The 23,727-nt window shown below is 39.2% G+C and carries 18 protein-coding genes; 6 read left to right on the top strand and 12 right to left on the bottom strand.

Going from position 1 to position 23,727, the window contains the following annotated elements; all coding sequences use genetic code 11:
• The first annotated feature begins 2 nt into the window (after nucleotides 1–2).
• The 3 genes from PX700_RS14730 to PX700_RS14740 all read left to right on the top strand — a co-directional run bounded on the left by PX700_RS14730 (nucleotide 3) and on the right by PX700_RS14740 (nucleotide 5,273).
• Nucleotides 3–3,137, top strand: a complete 3,135-nt coding sequence (locus PX700_RS14730; protein ID WP_479521103.1) for an efflux RND transporter permease subunit — start codon at nucleotides 3–5, stop codon at nucleotides 3,135–3,137.
• Nucleotides 3,134–4,552, top strand: a complete 1,419-nt coding sequence (locus PX700_RS14735) for an efflux transporter outer membrane subunit (protein WP_415637136.1) — start codon at nucleotides 3,134–3,136, stop codon at nucleotides 4,550–4,552. The genes PX700_RS14730 and PX700_RS14735 overlap by 4 nt, the downstream gene beginning before the upstream one ends.
• A gap of 97 nt (nucleotides 4,553–4,649) precedes the next feature.
• Nucleotides 4,650–5,273: a TetR/AcrR family transcriptional regulator gene (locus PX700_RS14740; RefSeq protein WP_415637135.1), complete on the top strand. Its 624-nt coding sequence runs from the start codon at nucleotides 4,650–4,652 to the stop codon at nucleotides 5,271–5,273.
• Between the two features lie 63 nt (nucleotides 5,274–5,336).
• Here the strand turns inward: PX700_RS14740 and PX700_RS14745 are convergent, their stop codons facing one another.
• From PX700_RS14745 to PX700_RS14770, 6 genes are all read right to left on the bottom strand, one after another.
• Nucleotides 5,337–6,449 (bottom strand): HupE/UreJ family protein, encoded by a 1,113-nt coding sequence (locus PX700_RS14745; RefSeq protein ID WP_479521104.1) that lies wholly within the window; start codon nucleotides 6,447–6,449, stop codon nucleotides 5,337–5,339.
• The gene (locus PX700_RS14750; RefSeq protein ID WP_415637133.1) at nucleotides 6,446–7,471 is read right to left on the bottom strand and encodes a hypothetical protein; all 1,026 of its coding nucleotides are present in this window, start codon (nucleotides 7,469–7,471) and stop codon (nucleotides 6,446–6,448) included. Before PX700_RS14750 ends, PX700_RS14745 begins: the two co-directional genes overlap by 4 nt.
• Before the next feature lie 78 nt (nucleotides 7,472–7,549).
• Nucleotides 7,550–8,059 carry an Ig-like domain-containing protein gene (locus PX700_RS14755; RefSeq protein WP_415637132.1) on the bottom strand — a complete coding sequence of 170 codons (510 nt, stop codon included), beginning with the start codon at nucleotides 8,057–8,059 and terminating at the stop codon, nucleotides 7,550–7,552.
• A gap of 11 nt (nucleotides 8,060–8,070) precedes the next feature.
• Entirely contained in the window at nucleotides 8,071–9,663 is a 1,593-nt protein-coding gene (locus PX700_RS14760) for a DUF4331 domain-containing protein (RefSeq protein ID WP_479521105.1), read from the bottom strand.
• Between the two features lie 157 nt (nucleotides 9,664–9,820).
• Nucleotides 9,821–10,501: an anti-sigma factor gene (locus PX700_RS14765; RefSeq protein WP_479521106.1), complete on the bottom strand. Its 681-nt coding sequence runs from the start codon at nucleotides 10,499–10,501 to the stop codon at nucleotides 9,821–9,823.
• The gene (locus PX700_RS14770) at nucleotides 10,498–11,022 is read right to left on the bottom strand and encodes a sigma-70 family RNA polymerase sigma factor (RefSeq protein WP_479521107.1); all 525 of its coding nucleotides are present in this window, start codon (nucleotides 11,020–11,022) and stop codon (nucleotides 10,498–10,500) included. Before PX700_RS14770 ends, PX700_RS14765 begins: the two co-directional genes overlap by 4 nt.
• Before the next feature lie 349 nt (nucleotides 11,023–11,371).
• On the opposite strand from PX700_RS14770, the gene PX700_RS14775 reads away from it, so the two are divergent.
• On the top strand, nucleotides 11,372–12,991 hold the full coding sequence (locus PX700_RS14775) for a diacylglycerol kinase family protein (RefSeq protein WP_479521108.1): 1,620 nt from the start codon (nucleotides 11,372–11,374) through the stop codon (nucleotides 12,989–12,991).
• 53 nt (nucleotides 12,992–13,044) lie between these two features.
• Here the strand turns inward: PX700_RS14775 and PX700_RS14780 are convergent, their stop codons facing one another.
• Both PX700_RS14780 and PX700_RS14785 read right to left on the bottom strand, forming a co-directional pair.
• Nucleotides 13,045–13,353, bottom strand: coding sequence for a VF530 family protein (locus PX700_RS14780; RefSeq protein WP_415637126.1), 309 nt, complete (start codon nucleotides 13,351–13,353; stop codon nucleotides 13,045–13,047).
• Nucleotides 13,354–13,407: 54 nt separating this feature from the next.
• Nucleotides 13,408–13,710 carry a DUF1496 domain-containing protein gene (locus PX700_RS14785; protein ID WP_415637125.1) on the bottom strand — a complete coding sequence of 101 codons (303 nt, stop codon included), beginning with the start codon at nucleotides 13,708–13,710 and terminating at the stop codon, nucleotides 13,408–13,410.
• Between the two features lie 139 nt (nucleotides 13,711–13,849).
• Between PX700_RS14785 and PX700_RS14790 the strand changes: the two genes are divergently transcribed.
• Nucleotides 13,850–14,083, top strand: a complete 234-nt coding sequence (locus PX700_RS14790; protein WP_415637124.1) for a TIGR02647 family protein — start codon at nucleotides 13,850–13,852, stop codon at nucleotides 14,081–14,083.
• Between the two features lie 12 nt (nucleotides 14,084–14,095).
• On the opposite strand, the gene maiA is transcribed toward PX700_RS14790, so the two are convergent.
• Together maiA and hmgA are read right to left on the bottom strand one after the other, a co-directional pair.
• Complete coding sequence (gene maiA / locus PX700_RS14795; protein WP_479521109.1) at nucleotides 14,096–14,725, bottom strand: maleylacetoacetate isomerase; 630 nt, start codon at nucleotides 14,723–14,725, stop codon at nucleotides 14,096–14,098.
• Between the two features lie 2 nt (nucleotides 14,726–14,727).
• Nucleotides 14,728–16,029, bottom strand: coding sequence for a homogentisate 1,2-dioxygenase (gene hmgA, locus PX700_RS14800; RefSeq protein WP_479521110.1), 1,302 nt, complete (start codon nucleotides 16,027–16,029; stop codon nucleotides 14,728–14,730).
• A 152-nt stretch (nucleotides 16,030–16,181) separates the two neighbouring features.
• Between hmgA and PX700_RS14805 the strand changes: the two genes are divergently transcribed.
• Nucleotides 16,182–16,613: a MarR family winged helix-turn-helix transcriptional regulator gene (locus PX700_RS14805; protein ID WP_415637121.1), complete on the top strand. Its 432-nt coding sequence runs from the start codon at nucleotides 16,182–16,184 to the stop codon at nucleotides 16,611–16,613.
• Between the two features lie 52 nt (nucleotides 16,614–16,665).
• On the opposite strand, the gene PX700_RS14810 is transcribed toward PX700_RS14805, so the two are convergent.
• A complete protein-coding gene (locus PX700_RS14810; RefSeq protein WP_415637120.1) occupies nucleotides 16,666–19,854 on the bottom strand; it encodes a TonB-dependent receptor in 3,189 nt (1,062 codons plus the stop codon).
• Nucleotides 19,855–20,464: 610 nt separating this feature from the next.
• Nucleotides 20,465–23,698 carry a TonB-dependent receptor gene (locus tag PX700_RS14815; RefSeq protein ID WP_415637119.1) on the bottom strand — a complete coding sequence of 1,078 codons (3,234 nt, stop codon included), beginning with the start codon at nucleotides 23,696–23,698 and terminating at the stop codon, nucleotides 20,465–20,467.
• Between the last annotated feature and the right edge of the window lie 29 nt (nucleotides 23,699–23,727).

Below are 23,727 nucleotides of genomic sequence, written 5' to 3' on the forward strand. Positions count from 1 at the left end.
TAATGTCACGATTTTTTATCGATAGACCGATATTTGCTTGGGTACTCGCTATTGTAGTGATGCTTGCAGGTATTTTGGCGATTAGGAGTTTACCTATTTCGCAGTATCCTTCAATTGCGCCACCTGCAGTGAGTATTACGGCAACGTACCCTGGTGCATCTGCACGTACACTTGAAGATACGGTAACGCAAGTTATTGAGCAAAAAATGAAAGGGCTTGATGGCCTGCTTTATATGTCATCAACGTCAGAATCTAGCGGTTCTGCTACGCTTACACTTTCGTTTAGCGCCGAAACAGACCCTGATATTGCACAAGTTCAAGTGCAAAATAAACTAGCAACAGCAACTCCACTCTTACCAGAAGCCGTACAAAGGCAAGGTGTTGTGGTTGCAAAGTCAGCGCGTAACTTTTTAATGGTTTATGCTTTTGTGTCTAAAGATGGCAGCATGACCAATATTGATATTGGCGATTATGTTTCATCAAACGTGCAAGATATTGTCTCGCGTGTTGAAGGCGTAGGTGAAGTACAGTTGTTTGGTTCTCAGTACGCAATGCGTATTTGGTTAGACCCTGCAAAGTTACAAAACTATAAGCTTACACCAGCTGATATTAGCGCTTCTATTTCTGCACAAAATGCACAAGTATCTGCCGGTCAACTAGGCGGTATGCCAGCGGTTGATGGTCAGCAACTTAATGCAACAGTAACGGCGCAAAGCCGATTACAAACGCCAGAGCAATTTGAACAAATTTTAGTTAAAACCAATCCAGATGGCTCTTTTGTTCGCCTTGAAGACGTTGCTAGAGTAGAGCTTGGCGGCGAAAGCTACCGCGTTGTTGCTCGTTATGACGGTCAGCCAGCATCAGGCTTAGGTATTAAACTAGCCAGTGGTGCTAACGCACTTGATACTGCCGCTGGAGTTAAAAAAGCAATTGAAGAGTTAAAGCCATTCTTTCCTGAAGGGTTAGATGCGGTTGTACCTTACGACACAACGCCGTTTGTATCGCTCTCTATCGAAAAAGTTATTCACACCTTAATTGAAGCTGTTGTACTTGTTTTTGTAGTTATGTATTTGTTCCTACAAAACTTTAGGGCAACACTTATTCCAACTATTGCAGTACCTGTGGTTTTACTAGGTACATTTGGTATTTTATACACCTTTGGTTATTCAATAAATACACTAACGATGTTTGCGATGGTACTTGCCATAGGCTTATTGGTAGATGACGCAATCGTTGTTGTAGAAAACGTAGAACGATTAATGACTGAAGAAAAGCTCTCAGCACTCGAAGCTACGCGTAAATCAATGGACGAAATTAAAGGCGCGCTGGTAGGTATTGCCATGGTGCTTTCGGCTGTATTTATTCCAATGGCATTTTTTAGTGGCTCGACGGGTATTATTTATCGTCAGTTCTCTATTACATTGGTTTCGGCAATGGGACTTTCGGTATTGGTTGCCCTTATTTTAACACCAGCACTGTGTGCTACGTTATTAAAACCAAGCCATGTTCACGACGATAGCTCGTTTATTGGTAAGTTTTTCTCTGGATTTAACCGAGGTTTTGATAAAACGAATCGCGGTGCGCAAGGCTTTGTAAGCCGTATGATCAACCACTCTAAGCGTTACTTACTTATTTACGCTGTGATAGTGGGTGGCATGGTTTATGTATTTTCACATTTACCAACCGCATTTTTACCAGACGAAGACCAAGGTATTTTGTTTAACCAAGTTTCATTGCCAGCAGGCTCTACAACACAGCAAACGCTTGAGGTTGTTAAAAAGGTAGAAAATCACTTTTTAAACGATCAATCTGAAGCAGTAAACGGTATTTTTACCGTGACTGGTTTTAGTTTTGCAGGCTCTGGTCAAAACTCAGCAATTGCCTTTGTTAACCTAAAACATTGGGATGAACGTCAACGCGATGACTTATCTGTTCAAGGTGTTGCAGGTAAAGCGATGGGTTACTTTTCGACTATAAAAGAAGCATTTGTGTTTGCATTCCCGCCACCTGCAATTGTTGAGCTGGGTACTGCTAATGGCTTTAATATTTTCTTACAAGACCGTGTAGGCCTAGGCCACGATGAGTTATTAGCTGCACGAAATCAATTATTGGGTTTAGCAAGTCAAAGTCCAATTTTAGCGGGTGTACGTCCAAACGGACAAGAAGATATGCCAGAGCTGCAACTTGATACAGACCTTGCAAAAGCCGAAGCGCTTGGCGTGTCGCAAAACGATATCAACAGTACACTTTCGACAGCATGGGGTAGTAGTTATGTAAATGACTTTATTGACCGTGGTCGAGTTAAAAAAGTGTATATGCAAGGTGACGCACAATCGCGCATGGTGCCTGAGGATCTAAATAAGTGGTATGTGCGCAATAATAATGGCGATATGGTGCCGTTTTCAGCCTTTGCTAGTGCCTATTGGACTTACGGTTCGCCTCGCTTAGAGCGTTACAATGGTTTTTCAGCAATGGAAATTCAAGGTAGTGCAGCGCCGGGTTACAGTACAGGCCAAGCAATGGATGAAATGGAACGTTTAGTTAAACAGCTACCAAATGGTATTTCGTCTGAATGGACCGGTATTTCATTCCAAGAGCGCTCAAGTAGTGGTCAAGCACCTCTATTATATGGCTTATCCTTGCTGTTTGTATTTTTATGTTTAGCCGCGCTTTATGAAAGTTGGTCGGTACCGTTTGCGGTAATGATGATTGTGCCACTGGGTATATTTGGTGCAATTATGGCAGCGCTAGGCGGTGGCTTATCTAACGATATTTACTTGCAGGTAGGCTTGTTGACCACCATTGGTTTAGCCTCTAAAAATGCGATATTAATTGTTGAATTTGCTATTCATAAAATGGATGAAGGACTAGGTCTAGTTGATGCTGCAGTTGCTGCGGTACGCCTTCGTTTACGTCCAATTTTAATGACTTCAATGGCGTTTATTTGTGGTGTAATCCCACTAGCAATCGCCTCAAGTGCGGGCTCTGGCGCGCAAAATGCACTAGGTATTTCAATTATTGGTGGCACACTTGCATCATCAATATTAGTTGTTGTTTTTGTACCGTTATTCTTTGTTTTAGTTCGCCGTGTATTCCCAGGCAAAGCTAAAGAGACAACGAAGGAGAGTGCAGAATGAGTATTAAAACATTCAGCCTAAGTGCCATTGCTTTATTAGTACTAAGTGGTTGCCAACTTGCACCAGAGCAAAAAGATCTTGCTCTACCAGTATCTGATGCTTATGCATCAGGTACTGATCAAAGCTCTGCACAGCAATTAAATTGGCAGCAGTTTTTTAATGATGAAAAACTACAAACATTAATTACGCAAAGCCTTGAGCATAATAAAGACATGCAAATTGCAGTGCTTAACGTGCAGCGTGTTCGTGGTTTGTATCAAATTGAAGATTCTGCTTTGTATCCGTCACTTGATTTAAACGCATCTGGTACGCGCCAGCGTTTACCTGCTGATTTGTCGGGTACTGGCGATGCAGCTATTAGCTCGCAATACAGTGCAACGGTAGGCATTACCTCTTACGAGTTAGATATTTGGGGTAAAGTGCGCAATCAATCGGCGCAAGCATTGCAAAATTTATACTCTACAGAGCTTAGCCAATACAGTACGCAAGTGTCTTTAATTTCAGAGCTTGCAAATGCATGGCTTAATTACGCGACAGACTTACAACTGCTAGAGCTTGCAAAAGAAACGTTAACCTCTCAGCAAGAGTCATTATCGCTTACACAAAAAAGCTTTGATTTAGGTGCTACGTCTTCAATTACGCTTGAGCAGCTTAGAAGTACAGTTGCTACAGCAAAAGTAGACATAGCAACGTATAAGCGTTTATTAAAGCGTGATAAAAGCGCGCTTGATTTATTAGTGGGTAAATCTGTTTCGTCTGATTTACTGCCTAATAAAGACCTGACTAACTTGATTAGCATGCCAGAAGTACCGGTTGGCTTACCGTCTGATTTGCTATCGCAGCGCCCAGATATTAAAGCCGCTGAGCATTTACTGCTTGCTGCAAATGCCAATATTGGTATTGCACGTGCGGCGTTTTACCCAAGTATTAGCTTAACGGCCAATGCAGGGTCTGCTTCAAGTGATTTGAGTGGCTTGTTTGATTCAGGCTCAGGTACATGGAGTTTTGTACCGTCAATTAGCTTACCTATTTTTAATATGGGACGTAACCAAGCTAATCTTGATGTAGCAAAAGCAGATCAAGAAATTGCAGTGGCTACGTATCAGCAAAAAATTCAAAATGCGTTTCGCGAAGTGGCCGATGCACTTGCCGACAGAGAAGGCTATCAAGAGCAATTAAGTGCGCTTGATATGCTTATAAGTAGCCGACAAACCACGTTTGATTTATCAAAAATGCGTTACGAAAAAGGCGCAGATAGCTACTTGCAAGTACTTGATGCTCAGCGTACTTGGTATGGCGCGCAGCAACAGTTAATTAGCGGCCAGCAATCATATCTTGCTAGCCAAATTAACTTATACAAAGCGCTTGGTGGCGGATGGAATACGAGCGACAAAATAACTCAGGAAGAGCAGTAATATTAGCAGCTCGCTTGCGAGCTGCATTTTAATGATACAGCGAGGCTATTTATAGTACTCGCTTTACTGAGTTTAAGACTTAGTAGTGGAGTTGAACATGAAGCCTAAAGCAAAAAGGCAAACAGATCCCGCGATAGCGCAAGCTAGGCGCGAACAAATACTAACAGCTGCTGCAGAGTGTTTTCATCGAAAAGGTTACCACGGTGCAGGCATGGCTGAAATATCTAAAACGGCAGGGATGAGTGCAGGCCATATTTATAATTACTTTGAAAGTAAAGAAGCAATTATAGAAAGCATTATTGAAAAAGATATGGAAGAAATGTTTTCTATCTTCCAACAGTTTGAAGATCATCCTGGTGATGTACTTCAAGCGCTCATTGATGGCTTAAACATTGGTGTTCAAAGGCACATGGACACAGGGGCATGTGTAGTTGATTTAGATATGATGGCTGAAGCAGGTCGAAATGTTAAAGTAGCTTCTTTGCTACGTGATATGGATACTCAAGCACGCGGGCGCATGAGGCAGCTTTTAACAAGTGAGCGAAGTGCGCTAAAAGATATTGATGAACTTGAACTTGAAAGCCGAATTAATGTTATTTTTTCAATGATGGCAGGGTTGTTACTTAGAAAGTTACTCTACCCTGAGCTAACCGAAGAAACAGTATTAATAGCGCTTCGCCCAGCGATGAAAACATTACTAATGCCATTTGATAAAGAATAGTAAAGCGCAAAATAGATAACTAAAAAGTAAGCTAGCCAATTATTGGCTAGCTTTTTTTATACTTTAAAAACGCTCTATTGACCATTGCAGAGCAATTATTGCTATTGCCACAGAACCCATAGGCATAAGCCACTTTTTATACCAGGTGTAGTTACGTACATAAATAAGCAATGGCAGCGCAATCAGTAATATACTGAGCTGACCGATTTCGACACCTAAATTAAATGCTAAAATACTCAATAATTGATAGTCGCTCGACAAGCCCAGCTCGCCAAGTACGCTGGCAAATCCCATCCCATGTAGTAAACCAAAAGCAAAAGTAAGCCACCCTAAACGAAGTACTAACGGCCAAACATTATTTAGTGCTGCAAATAAAACCGATATAGCAATTCCAAGCTCTACCCAACGACTATTTGGCGAGACTAAGTTCATAGCTGTGGCGGTAAGCGTAATAGAGTGCGCAAGCGTAAACGCGGTTACTATCCATGCTGTGTGTTTAATAATTTGTTTTTTAGAGCTAATACCTTGCCATGTTTTATCACTACGTTTTAAAACACAGGTAAGCAACAGAGCGATTAAAAATAAAATATGATCAATACCTATCCAAATATGTAAAACACCTTGATAAACGTATTGATTGAACGTGCTTAAATAACTAGATTTTTCAAAGCTAAATGTTTGCTGAGCTTCGTTTATGTTAAATACACGAGATACACCGTTTATATTTACGATAGATTTATGATTAGCATCGGTTTTAAAAAAAGCAGAATAAGAAAGAGAGATTGTTTCATTGCCATTGCAACTAAACATTAGCGGAATAACCAAATAAGGCTGGTTAAAATGGTTATCTAGCTGATAGATACCTTCACTTGTTAAAGGGCATGCTTGTTCGTTTTGCGTGATATTTAAATTTTCTGTAATGAAGTTATTAATTGAGCTGCGCTTTGCTTTTATTTCTGCCCATGAAATTTGCCCGTTTTTATCTAAATCTAAAGGCACGTCATGCTCTAAGTCGGCTATATTAATTTGCCAGGTACCCGTGTATTGTTTTTTGTTGGTGTCGTTATCGTTCTTGCTATTTAGGGTTATATAACTTGTACTTAGTTGATGGGCAAAGCTGTAAGTTGAGAAAATACACAGCATTAAAGTGAGTATAAATAGATAAGGCGTTTTCATAGTGTATCTCGTTGCATCGCTTTTGCTTGAGTAAGTAATTGCTCATCGGTGCTCATTTTAGCCTGTTGCCAATTAATATGAGCCCAGTAAAGTGCTTTTTCGCGATTTGGTTGTACATCAAGGTAATATTTAGCTAAGTCACTTGCATGAAATGAATCTTTGCGAAGCTCTCTAAGTGTAACTCTTTTCGCCATTGTATTTTGCCATTTTTTATCGCGTTTACTTAGTCTTTTTTCTGCGATTGAAAGCCTTAGCAAAATAGCATCTTCTAAATTACTTTTGTCAGGAAGCAGTACACTTAATGTATTTAATACCTGCTGCGGTTGATTAAGAGCAAGTTGAATATCGGCCCATAAAACAATGAGGCTCACAGGAGCTTGAACTAAATCTACGCTTTGTAAGTGAGACAAAGCTTGTTTGTAGTTATTTAAGCGGTAGCTCATTTCACTTAAAACATGGTTTGTAGCTAGACTAGTTTGGTTATTGTTTATAATTTTAACTAATGCTTGGTAGCTGTCTAAAACGTTTTTATGCTGGCTTTGCACATCAAGTACGCAGGTGCTAGCTGTAATAGTACTTACTTGACCAATCAAGGCGATGCAGTGTTGTTTTGCGCGTGTAAATTCACCTTGGGTCATCAATATATTGGCCAGCAACAAATGGCTATTACTGTGCTTTGGCTCGGTAATCAAAACGTTGTTAGCAATGTTAATTGCTTCGTCAAAAAGGTGCTCTTTTTGTAAAACACGAGCATATAGGTAACCAATTTTAGATGTGGGTGTTTGTTTATATAGCTGGGCTAAACGGGTTTTAAGTAGCCCCTGTAAGCGCTCTGTTTGGCCTGCATATTGGCTATTAGTCACTAATGTATTTATTTCGTCGACAGAGAGTGAGGCACTCAGTGTTGAATTACTTGAGGCAATAACTGCGTCATCTTTTGGGATAAAAGGAGCCGCACTCACCGCAAGAGAGGTTAAGCAAATAGCAATAATAGTGAGGGGGTTAAATACTGATAAATGCATTATAAATATCCTTTGAAAAAAGCCATCCATGGCCTGTCAGCTTAATTACTTGTTTAGTTGCTAATCTAGGTTGCTAATTTAGTTACCGTTTGTTGAAATTAATCCATCAACATCAGACTCGGTGTTTGTAAACACGCGACCATTAACTGATAGCGGCTCTGCATTTGTGCTTTGATTAAATGCATCGGTTGTAAATTGAGCAAAGTCAACTTGCAGCGCCTCAATCGCAATACTTATTGTGGCAGTAACTTGCGAATTAACGCCATCACTTACACTAAACATAAAGCTATCTGAACCTGTCGCTTCTTTATTCGGTGTATAGGTAAAATTACCGTCGCTATTAACGGTAACAGTACCGAGTGTTGGCTCACTTGTTAACGAGTAAGTAAGTGAATCGCCATCATTGTCAGTTGCGCTAAGCATATCGGTAATGCTTACTTCAGTTTGTGTTGTTAGCATTGCATCACTTGCTGTAGGTGCGGTGTTTACAACCGGTGTAGGTTGTTTTTTATCGTCATCGCTACTACATGCTCCTAATGTTAAAGCACTTAGGAGTACACAAATATGGGTAGTTTTTAAATTACGCATTAGTTAACTCCTTATTTAGAGCCTGCAATAGGTGTTGCAAGGTATGGGAATGTTGAGTCCATCATTGTTGCATCAATAGGTGCGCCATCAGTAAATGGAACTGTACCCGTATTAGCATCCTCTGGTGTACAAAGGCCTAAGTCAGTGTCTTCACCATTTACAGGAATAGGATGACATAAACGACCCATCACAACGCGCAGTGCAATATCAACCACATCATCACCCGGGCGACGACCATTTGGGAAACCCGCTAAATCATTGCCAGCTACACCAAATGCAGATTGATTAGCCTGTACTGTTGCTGCTATGGCTGTGTTTAAACGCAGCATTTCTGAAGGTGTTACCGTTGCTTGCTGATTAACGTCTGCAAAACCCGTTAAAAATGCAGTGATTAAATCAGTACGCGGGAAGTTAGTGGGTGCCAGAGTTTCAAAGTTAGTATCTAGTGTTGTATTAACAGCATCTTTAAATAAAATATTTAATAACTCTGGTAGTGCAGGGTGAGATACATAATCTAAAAATTGTGCATCATCTTTCGGGTGCGCTGTTGAGAATGTGTCTTTATCTTTAATGCCAATTACAAGCTCATTTACAAGTGGGTTACCTAGGCGTGAAACCTGAGTTAATGCACCACCGTTTACAGCATTATTTGCAAATTTAGCATTTGGGTTTAATACACGTGCTTGGGGTAAGCTTGCCGTTGTCCACGAGCCAATTACACCGTTACCTTCACCAACAATACAACTCTTTGGTATTTCGATAGCGATTGATGTGACGTTTTTATCTGCAAGGTCGTCGTTATCAGCAGATTGCGTTATACCACCTGGAAAACCGCCGCCGTCACCAGCACCTGGGGCGCTGTCACCCTCTACAGGTACATAGTTAACTAAATCAAATGTTTTACCTAGGTTAACTACAAACGGGTCTTTACGCTGTCCTACAAAAACTTGTGCCATGCTTTCACAGTTAGGAATTGAAACCTGATAAACAAATTGATCTGCATAAGTTTGGTAATCACTCATCGATCCAAATGTTTTATTACCTACATAATCAAGTGGTTTAGAGAATGTGCTTGAGTTTGAGGCTGTGTTGTTTAACACAGTAGCTTCGCCAGTACGCTGTGCGCCGCTTATCATGCTCATTGTGTATGATTCGCTAAAGTTAGCTGCGCTGTCATCACCTGCAGCCACGCCGCCAACATTCTTAAGTGGCACCGAAACTGTACGTTGATTACCTTCAGGTCCAACCGTTAATTGCACGCCTTGATTATCGTTAGGGAGCATGCTTTTAAAATTAAACGCAAATGTAATATCTTCAACAGCATCGCCATCGTTATCGATATGAATGCTGTAAGTTGCATCTGGATCCATTGCAAAGTAATTAGGGCCGCCGTATGCGTCTTGTAGCGGAATATAGTTAGCTATTAGTGTTACAAAATCACCACGACCTTGCTCGTAACTATTAAATACATAAAAATCGGTTGAATCTAAAGTCGGGAAACGGCTTATATTTGGCGCTTCTCTGTGGCTAGATGCTTCACTTGGTGCACTTACAAACGTACTACATATTACTATTGCGAGTATTGATGGAGTTAAAGCTTTCATGACTTTGTCCTTTAGTTTTGATTGAAGTCATAGCTAATAACGGGGCAGGGTTTAAATTGGATGCAAAAAAGTTAAATTAAATTTATATTTTGTTAAAAAACTGAATTGAGGGTTGGCTACTTTATACAAGCAGCCAACATTGGTCATAATAGCAAGGTTATAAAAGTACCAGCTCTGTGGTGTATAACACCTCAGTCGGTAATCCATTTGGCGAACCACCAATAGGCTCTAAGCTTACTGCAAGCAACGCTATGTCGGTTGCTTTAAAGCGGCTATCTTTGAAAAGTATTTTATTGCCTTGTTTTGGAAGTAAACCCAATGAAATTGGCGTATCTTGCCCCTTTAAAATCATCCACAGCTCGTAATCTTTATTTGATTGAGCAACCAATTTGCTACTGGCTTTAATTGAAAGCCCTTGCTCGTTAACATCAATAAACCACAATGATTGTTTGTCTTGGTTTTGAACCAAGGCAATTTGTTGCGTTTGAACAACATTAGTAGAGGGTTGAATAACCAAAAAGGCTAAAACAATACATGCTGCAGTTGCCACAAAAGACCATGTACGCCAAATTGAAGGCTTGGTATGTATCACCGTTTTTGTGGGTTGCTGGTTTTCAATTCGCTGTAATATATTTATCCATACATCCTCACGTGGCGTTTGTGGTGTAATAGCACTTGCCAAGTTATTTAGGTTCTGCTCCCACATACTTTTTGCTTCACGTGCTTGGTTTGAACTAAGCAACAGACGTTGAAAACGCTTACGGGCAAGCCCTCTAAGTGTGCCAAGCACATACTGCCCAGCAAGTGCGTCTAATAGTTCGGGTTTATTATAATTCATAATGTTAAACACCTTTGTAGCTGCATAAGCCCACGCCTGATCCAGCTTTTAACTGTGCCTAATGGCGTTTCTATATGATCCACTAATTCGCTATGACTCAGCCCTTTGTAATAAGCTAAGTGAATAGCCTGCTTTTGTTGCGGCTCAAGTTGTTCTATACAATTAACCAGTTTTGTTTCTTCATCGTAATTAATGTCAATGCTTTCATTCACATATTCATCATCGCCTAGCGACTGCTCTTTTCGTACCTTGTGATAGCGCAGCGAATCAAGACTTCTATACCTAACTATACTTATCATCCAACTAATAACAGTGCCTTTAGAGGCGTTATATTCAGATGCGTTATGCCAAATTTTTATAAAAGCGTCTTGTAGTGCCTCTTCTGCATAAGCTCTGTTAGTGAGCATATTTAAACTAATAGCAAAAAGTTTGCCGCTAGTTTGTTGATATAAACTTGAGAAAGCATTTTTGTCTCCTTGTGCTGTTGCGCACAAAAGAGGGAGTAAATCATCGTTATCCATAGGGATCCTGTTTTTCTTATTATCATTGAGTAAACGGTTGAGGGCGTGATTTGGATGCAAAAAATTTAATTGATTTTTAGATTAGCTGCTTTATACGTTAGTACAAGCAATAACCGATCAGTGTTTGAAATATAAACGTATAGGTATAATTTATTCACATGTTTGTAAAAAATGCACAAAGAGCAGATTGCACTTAAATTTATTTTATTATTAACATTATATATCAATAGCTTATGATTTTAATTTGAATTTAAAATGCCATTTATATGGCGTGATATTTGCAAAAGAGTACATAAAGCCGTTTAAATTAAAATTAGAAAATCGGAATTATTTACACAAAGGAGAGACTATGTGGGCTGCAATTGGTTATTTACTATTAGCGCTACTACTTATTTTTATTGGTTGGGAAGTAAACTCTGTTTATTTTGCTATTGTTTTTTATTGGACAGCGTTGTCGCTTTTATTGGTTAGCACCGCCTATATTTTTAACGCTGCAAAAATATTCAGAAAGCGTGAAAATGGGGTGATCCCATTTTATATACGCTGGGCATTTGTACCATTTTTATTTGGCGTGCAAATTTATAATGCCTGGTCGCGTAAGCACGACAAAGTACCGCCAATTCAACAAATAAACGATAACCTATTTTTAGCTTGCCGATTATTTCCCTCAGACATAGACACATTAAAAGATAACGGAATTACGGCAATTTTAGACGTAACGTGTGAGTTTGACGGCCTTGAGTGGAGTTCAACACAAGAGAATATTAATTACTTAAACATTCCGGTGCTCGATCATAGTATTCCTACCCATTCGCAGTTAAATCAGGCTATTAATTGGATACATCACCATATTAAAGAAAACCGCCGTGTGGTTGTTCATTGTGCTTTAGGACGTGGACGCTCGGTATTTGTAATGGCGGCTTACTTATTGAGTCAAAATAAAGATGCTGATGTACATCAAATTCTCGCACAAATAAAAGAAACCCGCGAAACCGCAAACTTAAATAAGCATCAACTTCGCCATTTAGCAAAGCGACATAAAAAAGGCGAATTACTGATCAAAAATAAAGCCGTGTTGATTGCTAATCCGGTATCGGGTACACGATTATGGGAAGAAAAAGAACACTTAATTGTTGCGCGGTTATCGGCCTATTACGATTTAGAAGTACTCACTACCTCAAAAGATATTAATGGTATTGAGCTTGCTAAAAAAGCGATTGAGCAAAATCCAGATATAATTATCGCGTGTGGAGGCGATGGTACAGTGGGCGAAGTTGCAAGCGTACTTGTAAACACACCATGTAAACTTGGTATCATTCCAATGGGCACTGCAAACGCACTTGCGCATGTATTAATGGGGATTAGCTCTAAATTTATTCCTGTAGAGCAAGCATGTGACTTAATTATAGATGGTCAAACAAGCACAATAGATACCGCTTATTGTAATAACGAATTAGTACTGTTACTTGCAGGTATTGGTTTTGAGCAATCAATGATTGAAAAAGCAGATAGAGAGTCTAAAAATAAATTGGGGCAACTTGCTTATTTAAATGGCTTTTTTGAAGCCTTTGGCGAGCAAAAATCACAGTTACTTAGCGTAAAACTCGATGATAATGAGCCACAAGAAATATGTACAAATAGCTTTATTGTGGCAAATGCGGCGCCCTTTACAACGCTACTGGCTCAAGGTGGTGGGCAGCCAGATCATAGTGACGGACTTCTCGATGTAAGTTGGTTAACACCCAATAATGAAGACTCAACTACCGTTTTGAGTATTGCAGAGCTGATGTTTAGTAGCTTAACGCAAACACATTTAGCTATAAATTCGCATCACACCAACGCTAAAAGAGTCGAGATTACAGGCGAAGGAGAGCTTAAGTACGTACTTGATGGGGAAGTTAAAACAGCTCACAAACTCGTTATTACTATTGAGCCGGCCTCATTACATGTGATTTGCAAAGAGCAATAAATTGCGCACGGTACAATCAAAAAAGGAGCTAATTTAGCTCCTTTTTATACCAATCACTTTTTAATTGACGGCCAAACAAACCCTGTTGTATCCGGTGCTTGAGAAGATGTTTCTCTTGGTGCACTTTTTGGTCTACGAATAGGTCTATTATTTATAGTGTGAATATAAAGTGCTTCCACTTTATCGCGAGCCCAAGGTGTTTTACGCAAAAACTTTAAACTCGATTTAATGCTTGGTTGATCAGTAAAACATTTAATTTTTACTTGCTCGCCAAGTGTTCTCCAGCCAAGTCGCTGTTCTAACTCAACAAGTACTTGTTCTAACGTTACCCCATGTAAAGGGTTTTTAGGTTGATTATCCATAGCCATACTACTTATTTAAACTGCGTGCATTGTAGCTCAAATCAGCTTTTAGCGCTAATTCACAGTGATTGTTTTAGGAGCTGTTGGGTAAATAGCATTACCTTGTTTATCTATTTTAAGCCAAATGAGTTGGCTGTTACTGTGCTGAGAATTTTTAGCACCGCATAAAAGTGTAAATGAGTGAATTTGTATTAGTGCACCCTCGCTATAGCGTTTATTGTCGTACCAACAGCTAGACCCTTCGTTTACAAACTGGTTTGCATCAATAATTGAATGAGTTTTAAGTGTTGTTGCTTCACTGAGTATTGAGTACGCTAAGCTGCTAAAACAAAAACATAGAATTATAAATTTACGCATTAGAGACCTTAAAATAGGGGAAGGTTAAAAATAATACATTAAGCTAAAAAACGTGCTAGTGTAAAGCACATAAAGTTATTTTAATTATAAACTTAGTTATATTCAGAACAACTTAGATTCAAATAAAAAGGTGCACACAATGCAATTTAATCAAACAATGATCGAAGAATTTACACTATTAGCAAAGTTTCCTCGCGACAGTAAAATGCAGGGTATTAAATTACATTCGGACGCAGAGCCAAGCTTACTTAGTGCAGCACAACGTTTATTTGAAAAAGGGATTATAGATAGCCCAGATGGCGGGTACTTAACTGATCTGGGCTTAGATTTAATTGAACACGTTACGGTTATTCATAGTTCGCTACAAAGTTAGTTTTAAATTAGCTTAATTTGCATCGGGCTGATTTTGCGGTGCAGCATCATTAAATGCAGCTAATTTATTACAATGCTCGTAAATAGCTGCAATTTTTGGGTAAGCGCTCATATCTACATTAAAACGAATTGCATTAAATACTTGCGGCACTAAACAAATGTCAGCAAGTGTTGGTTGGGTACCAAAACAGTAGTCGTCATTTTCGTTTAGCATCAGTTCTATTTTTTCAAAACTCACTTCTATCCAATGTCGATACCATTTATTTTTAGCCTCGTCATCAATACCTAATTCGTTTGATAAATACTTCAGCACACGTAAATTATTAACAGGGTGAATATCGCAAGCAATGGCAAAGCTTAAGTTTCTTATTTGTGCTTTTTGCCACGCAGTTCCTGTAATTAATGGTAATTGCGGATAAGTTTCATCAAGCCATTCCAGTATTGCAAGTGACTGTGCTAATACACCGTCATCGGTTTCAAGAGCAGGGAGTAAGCCTTGCGGATTAGTTGCTAAGTATTCCTCCCCAAGTTGCTCCGATTTTAAAAGGTTAACAATAGCAAGTTCATGATCAATTGCTTTTAAGTTAAGCGCTATACGCACTCTATAAGCCGCTGATGAGCGAAAGTAGCTGTATAATTTCATAATTAATCCTGTGAACCTGTAAATTGTTTTTTAATAGTACGCCAGCAATCGGTATAGTTTGGTTGGCGTTCCCTACCTTCTAATGCATATTTTGTTGGTGAAATTATATAGCGCGACTCAAACATAAACGCCAATGTGTTTTCGTATTTTTGTGGTGTAAGCTCAGCGTTTGAGGCTTTTTCAAATACGTCGGCTTCAGGTCCATGTGGCGACATACAATTGTGTAAACTTGCGCCACCAGGTACAAAACCGTGCTCTTTTGCATCATATACACCTTCAATTAAGCCCATAAATTCACTCATAATATTGCGGTGATAATAAGGCGGGCGAAATGTATTTTCAGATACCATCCAACGCGGTGGAAATATCACAAAATCGACATTAGCCATACCCACTGTAGCAGAAGGGGAGGTTAGTACAGTAAATATGGAAGGGTCGGGGTGATCAAAACTCACTGTATTCATTACATTAAAACGCGATAAGTCATATTTATAGGGCGCACTATTACCCGTCCATGCAACTACATCAAAAGGAGAGTGCTTTATTTCACAGCTAAATAAATTACCGTTAAATTTAGAAACAAGCTCAAAGTCACCTTCTTTATCTTCAAAGGCAGCAACGGGGTATTGAAAGTCTCTGTCGTTAGCGTAGCCATTAGCACCAACAGGGCCTCGCTCAGCAAGCTCTAACGCATGGCCATAATTTTCACAAATATAACCACGGGCTGTATCATCAATTAAATCAACAGCGAACTTAATTCCTCTAGGTATAACCGCAATTTCACCTGGTTTAATACTTAACTTACCGCACTCGGTATGAATTAATAACTCACCTTGCTGAGGGACAAACAACATTTCGCCATCGGCATTGCAAAAGTAACGCCCTTGCATTGACTGATTAGCCACATATACATGAATGCCAATACCCGATTGCCCATTAGCACTGCCATTAGCTGCCATTGTTACTAACCCATCAATAAAGTCAGTAGGCTCTGAAGGCATATCAATAGGATTCCAACGTAGCATTGTTGGTGGTGTTACGGCTTCAGTAATTGGGGCTGTTCTTATTAAGCCGTTATCAATTGCTTGGTAATCACCTTGCACTACCGAAGGACGAAGGCGGTAAAACCAAGTGCGACGATTTGAAGCGCGAGGAGCCGTAAATGCAGTCGAACTAAATTGCTCGGTGTATAAATCGTATTTAACCTTTTGTGGGCTAAATTGTCCTATTGGCAATGCTCCGGGTAGCGCTTGTGTTTCAAATTCATTACCAAAACCTGTCATATAACTTAATTGTGTCGTCATTACTGACTCCTGTGAGAGGGGGGTTGGTTTAATATTATTTTTATTTCAGTTAAGATACTCTCAAGTGAGACTAATATCAAATGTGCAACTGCGCGCGTCCGTAAATATAAATGAACACTAAAGTAAAGCTTACAAAGCTGGGATAACCAAAAATGAAAATTGATTTAGCAACGTTTTTACCCTATCAATTAACAAATATAGCAACACGCGTAAGTAACGACTTTGCAGAGGTTTATCAAACTAAATACGGTTTAAATATTCCTCAGTGGCGAATACTTGCTAATTTAGCGCAGTATGGGCAAAGCAACGCAAGGGACCTATGCAGACAAGCAAATATGGATAAATCGACCGTGTCGCGCGCGGTAAAAGTTTTAATAGATAAAGGTTTAGTGATAAGTGAGTTAAATGAGCAAGATAAGCGCGCAGCATTACTTGTACTGAACCAAGCAGGGCAAAACTTATATGAGCAAATAGCGCCTGATGCATTGAATTGGGAAAAACAATTACTGAGCACTCTGACTAACGAAGAATATGAAGTGTTAGTGAGTATTTTTGAAAAGTTAAATAACAAATTAAAGGCATAAAAAAGCCCACCAAAGTGGGCTTTTAAAAGATGTTTTAGGTTACAGTTCTAAATTAGAAAGTGTAACGAACACCTACACGCATTTGCCATACAGACGCACTACTTTCAGTAGTTGTACCTACATTACTAGAATTAAAGTCTGAATATACGTAACGGCCTTGATCATCAATAGACGTTTTGATTACTTTGTTACCTACGAAAGCGCCTTTTTTAAGTACACCCCAGTCATCGTTTAAAAGGTTAGTAAGGTTATCAATTACGAAAAATGCCTCACCTTTATGGCCTTCCATAAACCCTGGAAGCTCTTGTGTTAACTTAAAGTTAAACTTAACAAACCAATCCGCATTTTGCGAATTACGACCAGTAATTTCACCACGCTCAAGACCTTCAGAAGCAATGAAATCATTGAACTCGTTGATTTCGTCTGCACTCATGTTGTAGACAACATTAGGATCGTTTTCAAGTGGTACGTATAATAATTGACGACTACCATAACCATAGTTATTTACATCGCCGAATGCTTTATCGCTGCTATTGTATGTGTAGCTATATGGAAGACCCTTGTATGCTTCACCGAATAAGTTAAAGCGAGTAGCGTAACCATCAACAAACTCATGCTGATAACCAAGAGTCATTGTAAAGCGATGCGGAATTTCGTAATCAGATGATGCAACACCAGGATTACCAGGATTTGTTAGTGCTAAATTGCTATAGTTAGAATCAGCAACAGAACTATTCATTGGGTTAACATCGTCAGAATCTGTGTATGCGTAACCAAAGCTGAAGTTAACGCCATTATCATACTGTTTGCTTATGCCTAATGAGATAACTGATGAGTCACCGCTATCACCGTTTACATTGGTAAGTAAGTAGTCACGTGAACGAGTTTTACCAGGGTTAAGAACGTCATCTTTACCGACATATAGAGGGCGTCCATCAAATGTTGTTTCACCAGAATCCATTAGACCAAGATCTATTAAGGTAGCCGCATCTTTCTTTTTAGAATATAAGTAATCAAGTGAGATTACGTATTCATTTTCAGTTGTGAAAGTCGCGCCTAATGAGTACTTCCATTCTGATGGTATCTCAAAGTCTGAAGCTACAGCATTTACATTTGAATCGCCAGCGCCAGAGCCTGCTACTTTATCATAAAGTTCTTGAGGAACTTCGTAGCCAGGTGCTCCACCGTTAACATTTTGAGGAATAAATAAATCTACAAACGGGTCGTATTCACCATCTTTGTTTAGTACATAGTATGTATCACTTAAATCATAGATACTACTTGTTGCTTTACTAATACCATCGTTTGAATACGAGTTAGATAACCAAACATTAGGGTTACCACCTGAGAATAGACCTACGCCCGCACGAACTTCAAGTGCGTCGGTTGCATACCATTGGAAGCCTACGCGAGGTTGTATTAAGTCAACACCATCAAATGTGCTTTGGTTACTGAAACCATAACGGGTAATGTAGTTTTCATTTAGATTTGGTTTATCATCGCTAGTATATTTATCGTAACGAAGACCGAATGTTAAGCTAGCATCAATATCCGTAAAGCTATATTCGTCTTGAATATAAAAGGTATGTTGTGCGTATGAAAAATTAGCGGCTAGGTCAGTTGGGTTGTTCGTACCTGCAGCATTGTCATATGCAAGTGAGGAAGCAATACCATTTTCAAAGTCTTCAACTGATGCAAAACGCCATTCACCTTCAGTGTGCTGTACGAACTGATTAAATATTTCTAGTTCTTCATACTCATAGCCAGCAGTGATTGTATGTTGATCAAGATAATAAGTACCGGCAAACTTAGCGGTTGTAGTATCATAATTTAAATCGTTAGACTGACGAGAATCATCTGGACCAATATAAATCGTACCGCCATTCGCGGTGTTGATTTGCATTTCACCAAAGCTACTTGCTGCATCCAAAGATTCAACGCGAGCATCTAGTTCAGATTTACCAATACGCACTTCAGTAGAGAAGTCATCTGACCAATCAGAGTAAAGTGAAGCTACTATTGATGTAAACTCAGCACCCTGCTCATAAAAGTGGTTAGATAATGAAAGTTCATCATTGTCAGCATCTGATTGAGAGATTGTGAATGCATCGTTGTAGTTATAAATGATGTTAGCACGATGATTTTCGTTGATATTCCAGTCTAATTTAACTAGAATTTTCTCATCTTCAATCGGTGAACTTGATGGCATGCCACCAGCGTCATAGTCGTAACGAGACTGTGAGGCAGTTTGAACTCGAGAAAGGTCATCAGCAGTAACACTACCACTTGTTAGGCCGCCGTAGTTAAACTGTTTTACACCTTCAAGTTTTTCATATGAAGTAAATAAAAATAGTTTGTCTTCGATTAATGGTAAGCCAACATTAAAGCCGTAGCGCTTTTCTGTATAATTACCTGCATCGTAATCTTCGCCTTCAATTGAATCACCCTGCATAGAGTCATTTGTATAATCGAAGAATACACCGCCATGTAATTCATTACCGCCAGATTTCGTTACAGCATTGATGTTACACGATGTAAAACCACCGTATTGAACGTCAAACGGTGCAAGTTCAGCTGAAACTTGTTCAATTGAATCGAAAGAAAAAGGAGCATTTATTGTTGGGTAACCATTTGAGCTTAAGCCGAAGTTATCGTTCATACGAACGCCGTCTAGCGTTAAGCTGTTGTAGCGAGGGTTACCACCACCACAGTTAATTGAACCACGGCTATCATCAATTGTGATACGCGGGTCGATACGAATAATATCTTTTAAATCGCGGTTAATAGCAGGTTGGTTCTCAAGATCTGTTAGCGTAAATGTAGACGCAGGACCAGTACCACCAGACATTGCGCTAATTGGCGCGCCAGTAACTACAATTTGTTCCATGCTTGATTGTGACTCAAGAGAAACGTTTACTGGGTAGTCATTACCAATATTTAATATAATGTTATTGAATTCTTGGTCTGCATATATATCCGAATCAACAACTACTTTATAAGGACCGCCAACACGCAGGCCTTTAGCTGTAAAGTAACCAGCGTCATTTACTTCAGTTGTTTTTACTGATCCTGAAGGCACATGTAAAATTGTTACTTTAGTGCCGGCTGCTGGGTTGCCGTTAGGCCCCATTACTTGACCTTTAATTGCAGAGGTCGTTTCGTTAGCCATTGCAGCGCCACTCACACCAACACATGCTGCAATAGCAAGTGAAAGAGCTGTTTTGCGTAATTGAGTTTTCATTTAATTTTCCCGTGTAGTTATTAATTAAATTTTTATATTTTTATTTTAAATTTTTCAAAATAAACAGTTGAAGTTCATTTATTCAAAATCCATTACTAGTGTACCTTATTTATTCGTTACAAATAAAATACAACTGCAATATATTTTTAATAAATAGCACTATTTTTGTTTGTTTTAGTGTTTTTTTGAGCAATAACTCTATATCGGGGTTTATATTACGTGGGTTTTATGACAAACATGTGAAATTGAAGGGCGGAGATATAAAAAACCCATTACAAATTTGCAATGGGTCTAGGGCGTGTTGAACTTTATGGATTGAAATTTGTTCAATCTAGGGGCAACTTAATCGCGGCGCGAGGTTTGTAACCTAGTGGGCTAAGTGAAAATCGAGCAACAAAGAGTAAATTGCCCCTAAGCAGAACCCTTCGGGCAGCGCATGTTTGGTCTTTATGCTGCGTTATCGCCTATTTATGGGGAATAACCACACTACATAGGCTCTGCCTTGCCTAAAAACCAAACATACTGCTGCAAATTCAACCTCGAAAGAACAACACGGCCTAATGTAACTTACAAATAACTTAACAAGTTATTGATGTAGAGTTTTTAAGGCTTAAAACTTGTAGCTAATACCAATTTTAGCCTGCCATGCTGATGACGAAGAACTGATTTGCGAATAATTACGGACATCTGCACCGTCGTATGCTGAATCGATAATATAACGACCTTCATCATCTAAACCACCGAAGTCATAAATAGTTTGGTTTGCATAGCTTAAGCGTTTTTCGATTCCCCAGTCACTGTTAAGTAAATTGGCAAAGTTATCAATCATGAAGTAAATTTCACCACTGTGGCCTTGTGCAAAACCAGGAATTTCTTGCTTGATGCTCACATCCATGGTTGTTACCCAAGGCTGAGTCGCTGTGTTTTTACCAAGTATTTGGCCTCGTTCAGATATACCTGCTTTATTTAACAGCTGCTCTAACTGATTCCAATTCATTCCTGATTCACTCCAGTTTACGAGAGAATCATCAGCTCCTGTTGGAATATAAGGTAAGTATGCGCCGTTAGTGTATAACGTACTCGTATCGCCTAAATCACTATCTTGGTACATATTCATTGTGTAGCTAAATGGACGACCTGAACGACGTTCAAAGTAAACATTAAATTTGGTTGCGTAACCTGAGAAGAATTCAGTATTGTAACCTAAATTAATTTTAAAACTGTGTTCCACTTCGTAAGAGCCTCGTGCAGCAAGGTCCTCGTTACGGTTAACAGTAACATTATGTTTGTAGTTACTTTCAGCTTGCGATGCTGAACCAATAGAGGATTCAGTTACATCTTGATGTGCATAACTAAAAGAGGTAAATAAACCGTTGTCCCACTCTTTAGCTAGGCCAGTTGAGATAATAATTGAACGACCATCTTCAGATGAGTTAGTCATTACGATATCAGCATTATCAAAGTTGTCGTAAATAGTTTGGTTTATAACACGCTCACCATCGGCTGCTAATCCAACTGGTTGAATTGAAGCGTTGTGCCATACCGCTTCATTCTCTTTTTTATGGTAAGCGATTTCTGCTTGCCACTTAAAACCGTTGCCCAATAATTCAGAGTCGAATTCATATTCAAAACCAATTTGAGTACGAATGCTTGAAGGCAATTTAAAATTAGGGTCTATAAAAGCAACGCTGCCGCTGCCTTTTTCTAATGAGTTTTTAATTTCATCTGGGACTTGAGTAATATCAGCTTGGTTATTAGCATAATATTCATTAATAACGGTTGAAGGGGCGGTTACCCCTGTAATACCATCGGCTTGGAATGAGTTATTATACCAAACGTTTGGAATGCCACCTTGGAAACGACCAATACCACCACTTATTGTAAGTGCTTCTGTAGCATAATATTTAAAGCCTATACGCGGTAAAATAATATCTATACCATCAAGGTTCTCTTGATTGGTAAAGCCATACGTATTAGCAAAATTTTCATTAAGCGTTGGTTTGTCATCTGATGACAAGCGCTCGTAACGAATGCCAGCAGTCATTTCTAAGTCATCGCCAATGTAAAACTTATCTTCAATATAAAGCGCAAGTTGGTTACGCGTTACATCATAAGCTTTATCAGCTGAATTGTTGGTATAGGCATTTTTGTACTCAAAAGCGTATGGGTAGTTACCATTTTCATCTTTTTTCCAATCTGAAGCTTCAAAACTTACCATGCGGTTTTCAAAATCATCTAAGCTTTTAAACTGCCACGACCCTAATGAATCTTCGGCAAATAAATTATAAAGTTTTAATGACTCGTACTGCGCACCAAAGTTAATTTCATGCTCATCCATTAAATAGGTTGCATCAAATGTAAGCGTTAAGTTTTTAGTTTCAGATACATTGGCATGGCGGGTGCTGTCTGTGCCAAAAGCAAATTGAGCCCCTGTACCACGACCATTTTTTTCTTCTTCATAAACACTAACACTGCCTATATTTGAACGTGTATTGCTGTTTGAAGTTACGTCTTTATATGCAATGCCGACCTCAGTAGAGAAGTTGTCACTCCAATCTGAGTATAATTTAGTTGAAAAATTATTAAACTTAGTAGCATAAGCGTAAGTGTTAGATCGCATAACAACAGAGTTACCACCGCTACTGCTATTGCGCTCGTCTTGGTCGTCTTGCCACTGATACGTGAAATCTAGGCGATGTTCATCGCTAGCATTCCAGCTTAGTTTAACTAATAAGCTTTCGTTAGTATCTTCAGGCGCACTTGCTAATGAATCAGTCAGGCCGTATTCATTATTTAAAATAGAAATGAAACGATTATAGTTAGCTTCAGAAGTATTAAATTCATTAGCAGCACCAGAACCGTCGAAGCCATAATCTAGATCCTGTTCGCTTGACCACTTAGAATAGTTTACAAAATAAAACAGCTCGTCTTCAAGGATAGCGCCACCTACGTTAAAACCATAACGCTTTTCTGATTGAATAGGCTCAACATCATAAAAAGAATAAGTTTTATGACCCGTTAGTGGGTCTAATTCATCTTCTTCACGAATACTTTTTACATCGCCAGCTATCTCAGGAGTAGAGATTTCGTAAAAGCCAGAAAATTTAAACTCATTTGTACCAGATTTTGTTACTGCATTAATAGTACCGCCACCAAAGTTACCTTTAGAAGCTGAAAACGGAGATACATCAACAGAAACCTGCTCAATAGCATCAAGCGCTACAGGCGGCTGAGAAGTAGGGTAGCCGCCAAAGTTTAAACCAAAATCATCGTTTTGGCCGATGCCATCAACAGTTAAACCATTCGAGCGAGGGTTACTACCGGCAAACGTAAGTTCGCCATTGCCGTTAATACTGGCAAGTGGGTTTAAGCGCGCAATATCTTTAATATCACGGTTAAAACTTGGCATGTTTTCAATTGTGTCAGAGCCAAATGTGCTGCTAGAACCACCTGATTGTTGAACAATTTTATAACCAGACACTTCAATCTTTTCGATGTTTAGCGGAGCAAGCTGCGAGCTTAAACGATAAGTTTCACCCAGGTTCAAGTAGATATTTTCAACAGTGGTATCGTTAAACGTATCAGAGTCTATGATAACCATGTAAGGGCCACCTACACGTAAACCATTAGCGATAAACGTACCACTTTCGTTTGTAGTTAATTCGCTAATAGTTCCCGTTGGTTGGTGAACTACTTTAATTTTAACGTTTGCAGCACTGCCACCTGAAGGCGTCGTAATTTTACCACGCATTGCAGATGAAGTATCAGCAGCCATTGCGCTTGTAGAAACACCTAGCGCTAAAATTACCGCTCCAGTTAATTTCGAAAGGCGAAGCTTAGTCATAATGTTGATTTCCCGTGTGTAGGTTATAT

It is taken from the genome of Pseudoalteromonas sp. TP27 (assembly GCF_056470645.1).

Bases quoted from the DNA above. Each gene is read 5' to 3' on its own strand.
- PX700_RS14760 (WP_479521105.1), bottom strand. From the start codon at position 9,663: ATGAAAGCTTTAACTCCATCAATACTCGCAATAGTAATATGTAGTACG.
- PX700_RS14740 (WP_415637135.1), top strand. From the start codon at position 4,650: ATGAAGCCTAAAGCAAAAAGGCAAACAGATCCCGCGATAGCGCAAGCT.
- PX700_RS14735 (WP_415637136.1), top strand. From the start codon at position 3,134: ATGAGTATTAAAACATTCAGCCTAAGTGCCATTGCTTTATTAGTACTA.
- PX700_RS14750 (WP_415637133.1), bottom strand. From the start codon at position 7,471: ATGCATTTATCAGTATTTAACCCCCTCACTATTATTGCTATTTGCTTA.
- PX700_RS14775 (WP_479521108.1), top strand. From the start codon at position 11,372: ATGTGGGCTGCAATTGGTTATTTACTATTAGCGCTACTACTTATTTTT.
- PX700_RS14805 (WP_415637121.1), top strand. From the start codon at position 16,182: ATGAAAATTGATTTAGCAACGTTTTTACCCTATCAATTAACAAATATA.
- PX700_RS14810 (WP_415637120.1), bottom strand. From the start codon at position 19,854: ATGAAAACTCAATTACGCAAAACAGCTCTTTCACTTGCTATTGCAGCA.
- PX700_RS14755 (WP_415637132.1), bottom strand. From the start codon at position 8,059: ATGCGTAATTTAAAAACTACCCATATTTGTGTACTCCTAAGTGCTTTA.
- maiA (WP_479521109.1), bottom strand. From the start codon at position 14,725: ATGAAATTATACAGCTACTTTCGCTCATCAGCGGCTTATAGAGTGCGT.
- PX700_RS14785 (WP_415637125.1), bottom strand. From the start codon at position 13,710: ATGCGTAAATTTATAATTCTATGTTTTTGTTTTAGCAGCTTAGCGTAC.
- PX700_RS14780 (WP_415637126.1), bottom strand. From the start codon at position 13,353: ATGGATAATCAACCTAAAAACCCTTTACATGGGGTAACGTTAGAACAA.
- PX700_RS14770 (WP_479521107.1), bottom strand. From the start codon at position 11,022: ATGGATAACGATGATTTACTCCCTCTTTTGTGCGCAACAGCACAAGGA.
- PX700_RS14790 (WP_415637124.1), top strand. From the start codon at position 13,850: ATGCAATTTAATCAAACAATGATCGAAGAATTTACACTATTAGCAAAG.
- hmgA (WP_479521110.1), bottom strand. From the start codon at position 16,029: ATGACGACACAATTAAGTTATATGACAGGTTTTGGTAATGAATTTGAA.
- PX700_RS14815 (WP_415637119.1), bottom strand. From the start codon at position 23,698: ATGACTAAGCTTCGCCTTTCGAAATTAACTGGAGCGGTAATTTTAGCG.
- PX700_RS14730 (WP_479521103.1), top strand. From the start codon at position 3: ATGTCACGATTTTTTATCGATAGACCGATATTTGCTTGGGTACTCGCT.
- PX700_RS14745 (WP_479521104.1), bottom strand. From the start codon at position 6,449: ATGAAAACGCCTTATCTATTTATACTCACTTTAATGCTGTGTATTTTC.
- PX700_RS14765 (WP_479521106.1), bottom strand. From the start codon at position 10,501: ATGAATTATAATAAACCCGAACTATTAGACGCACTTGCTGGGCAGTAT.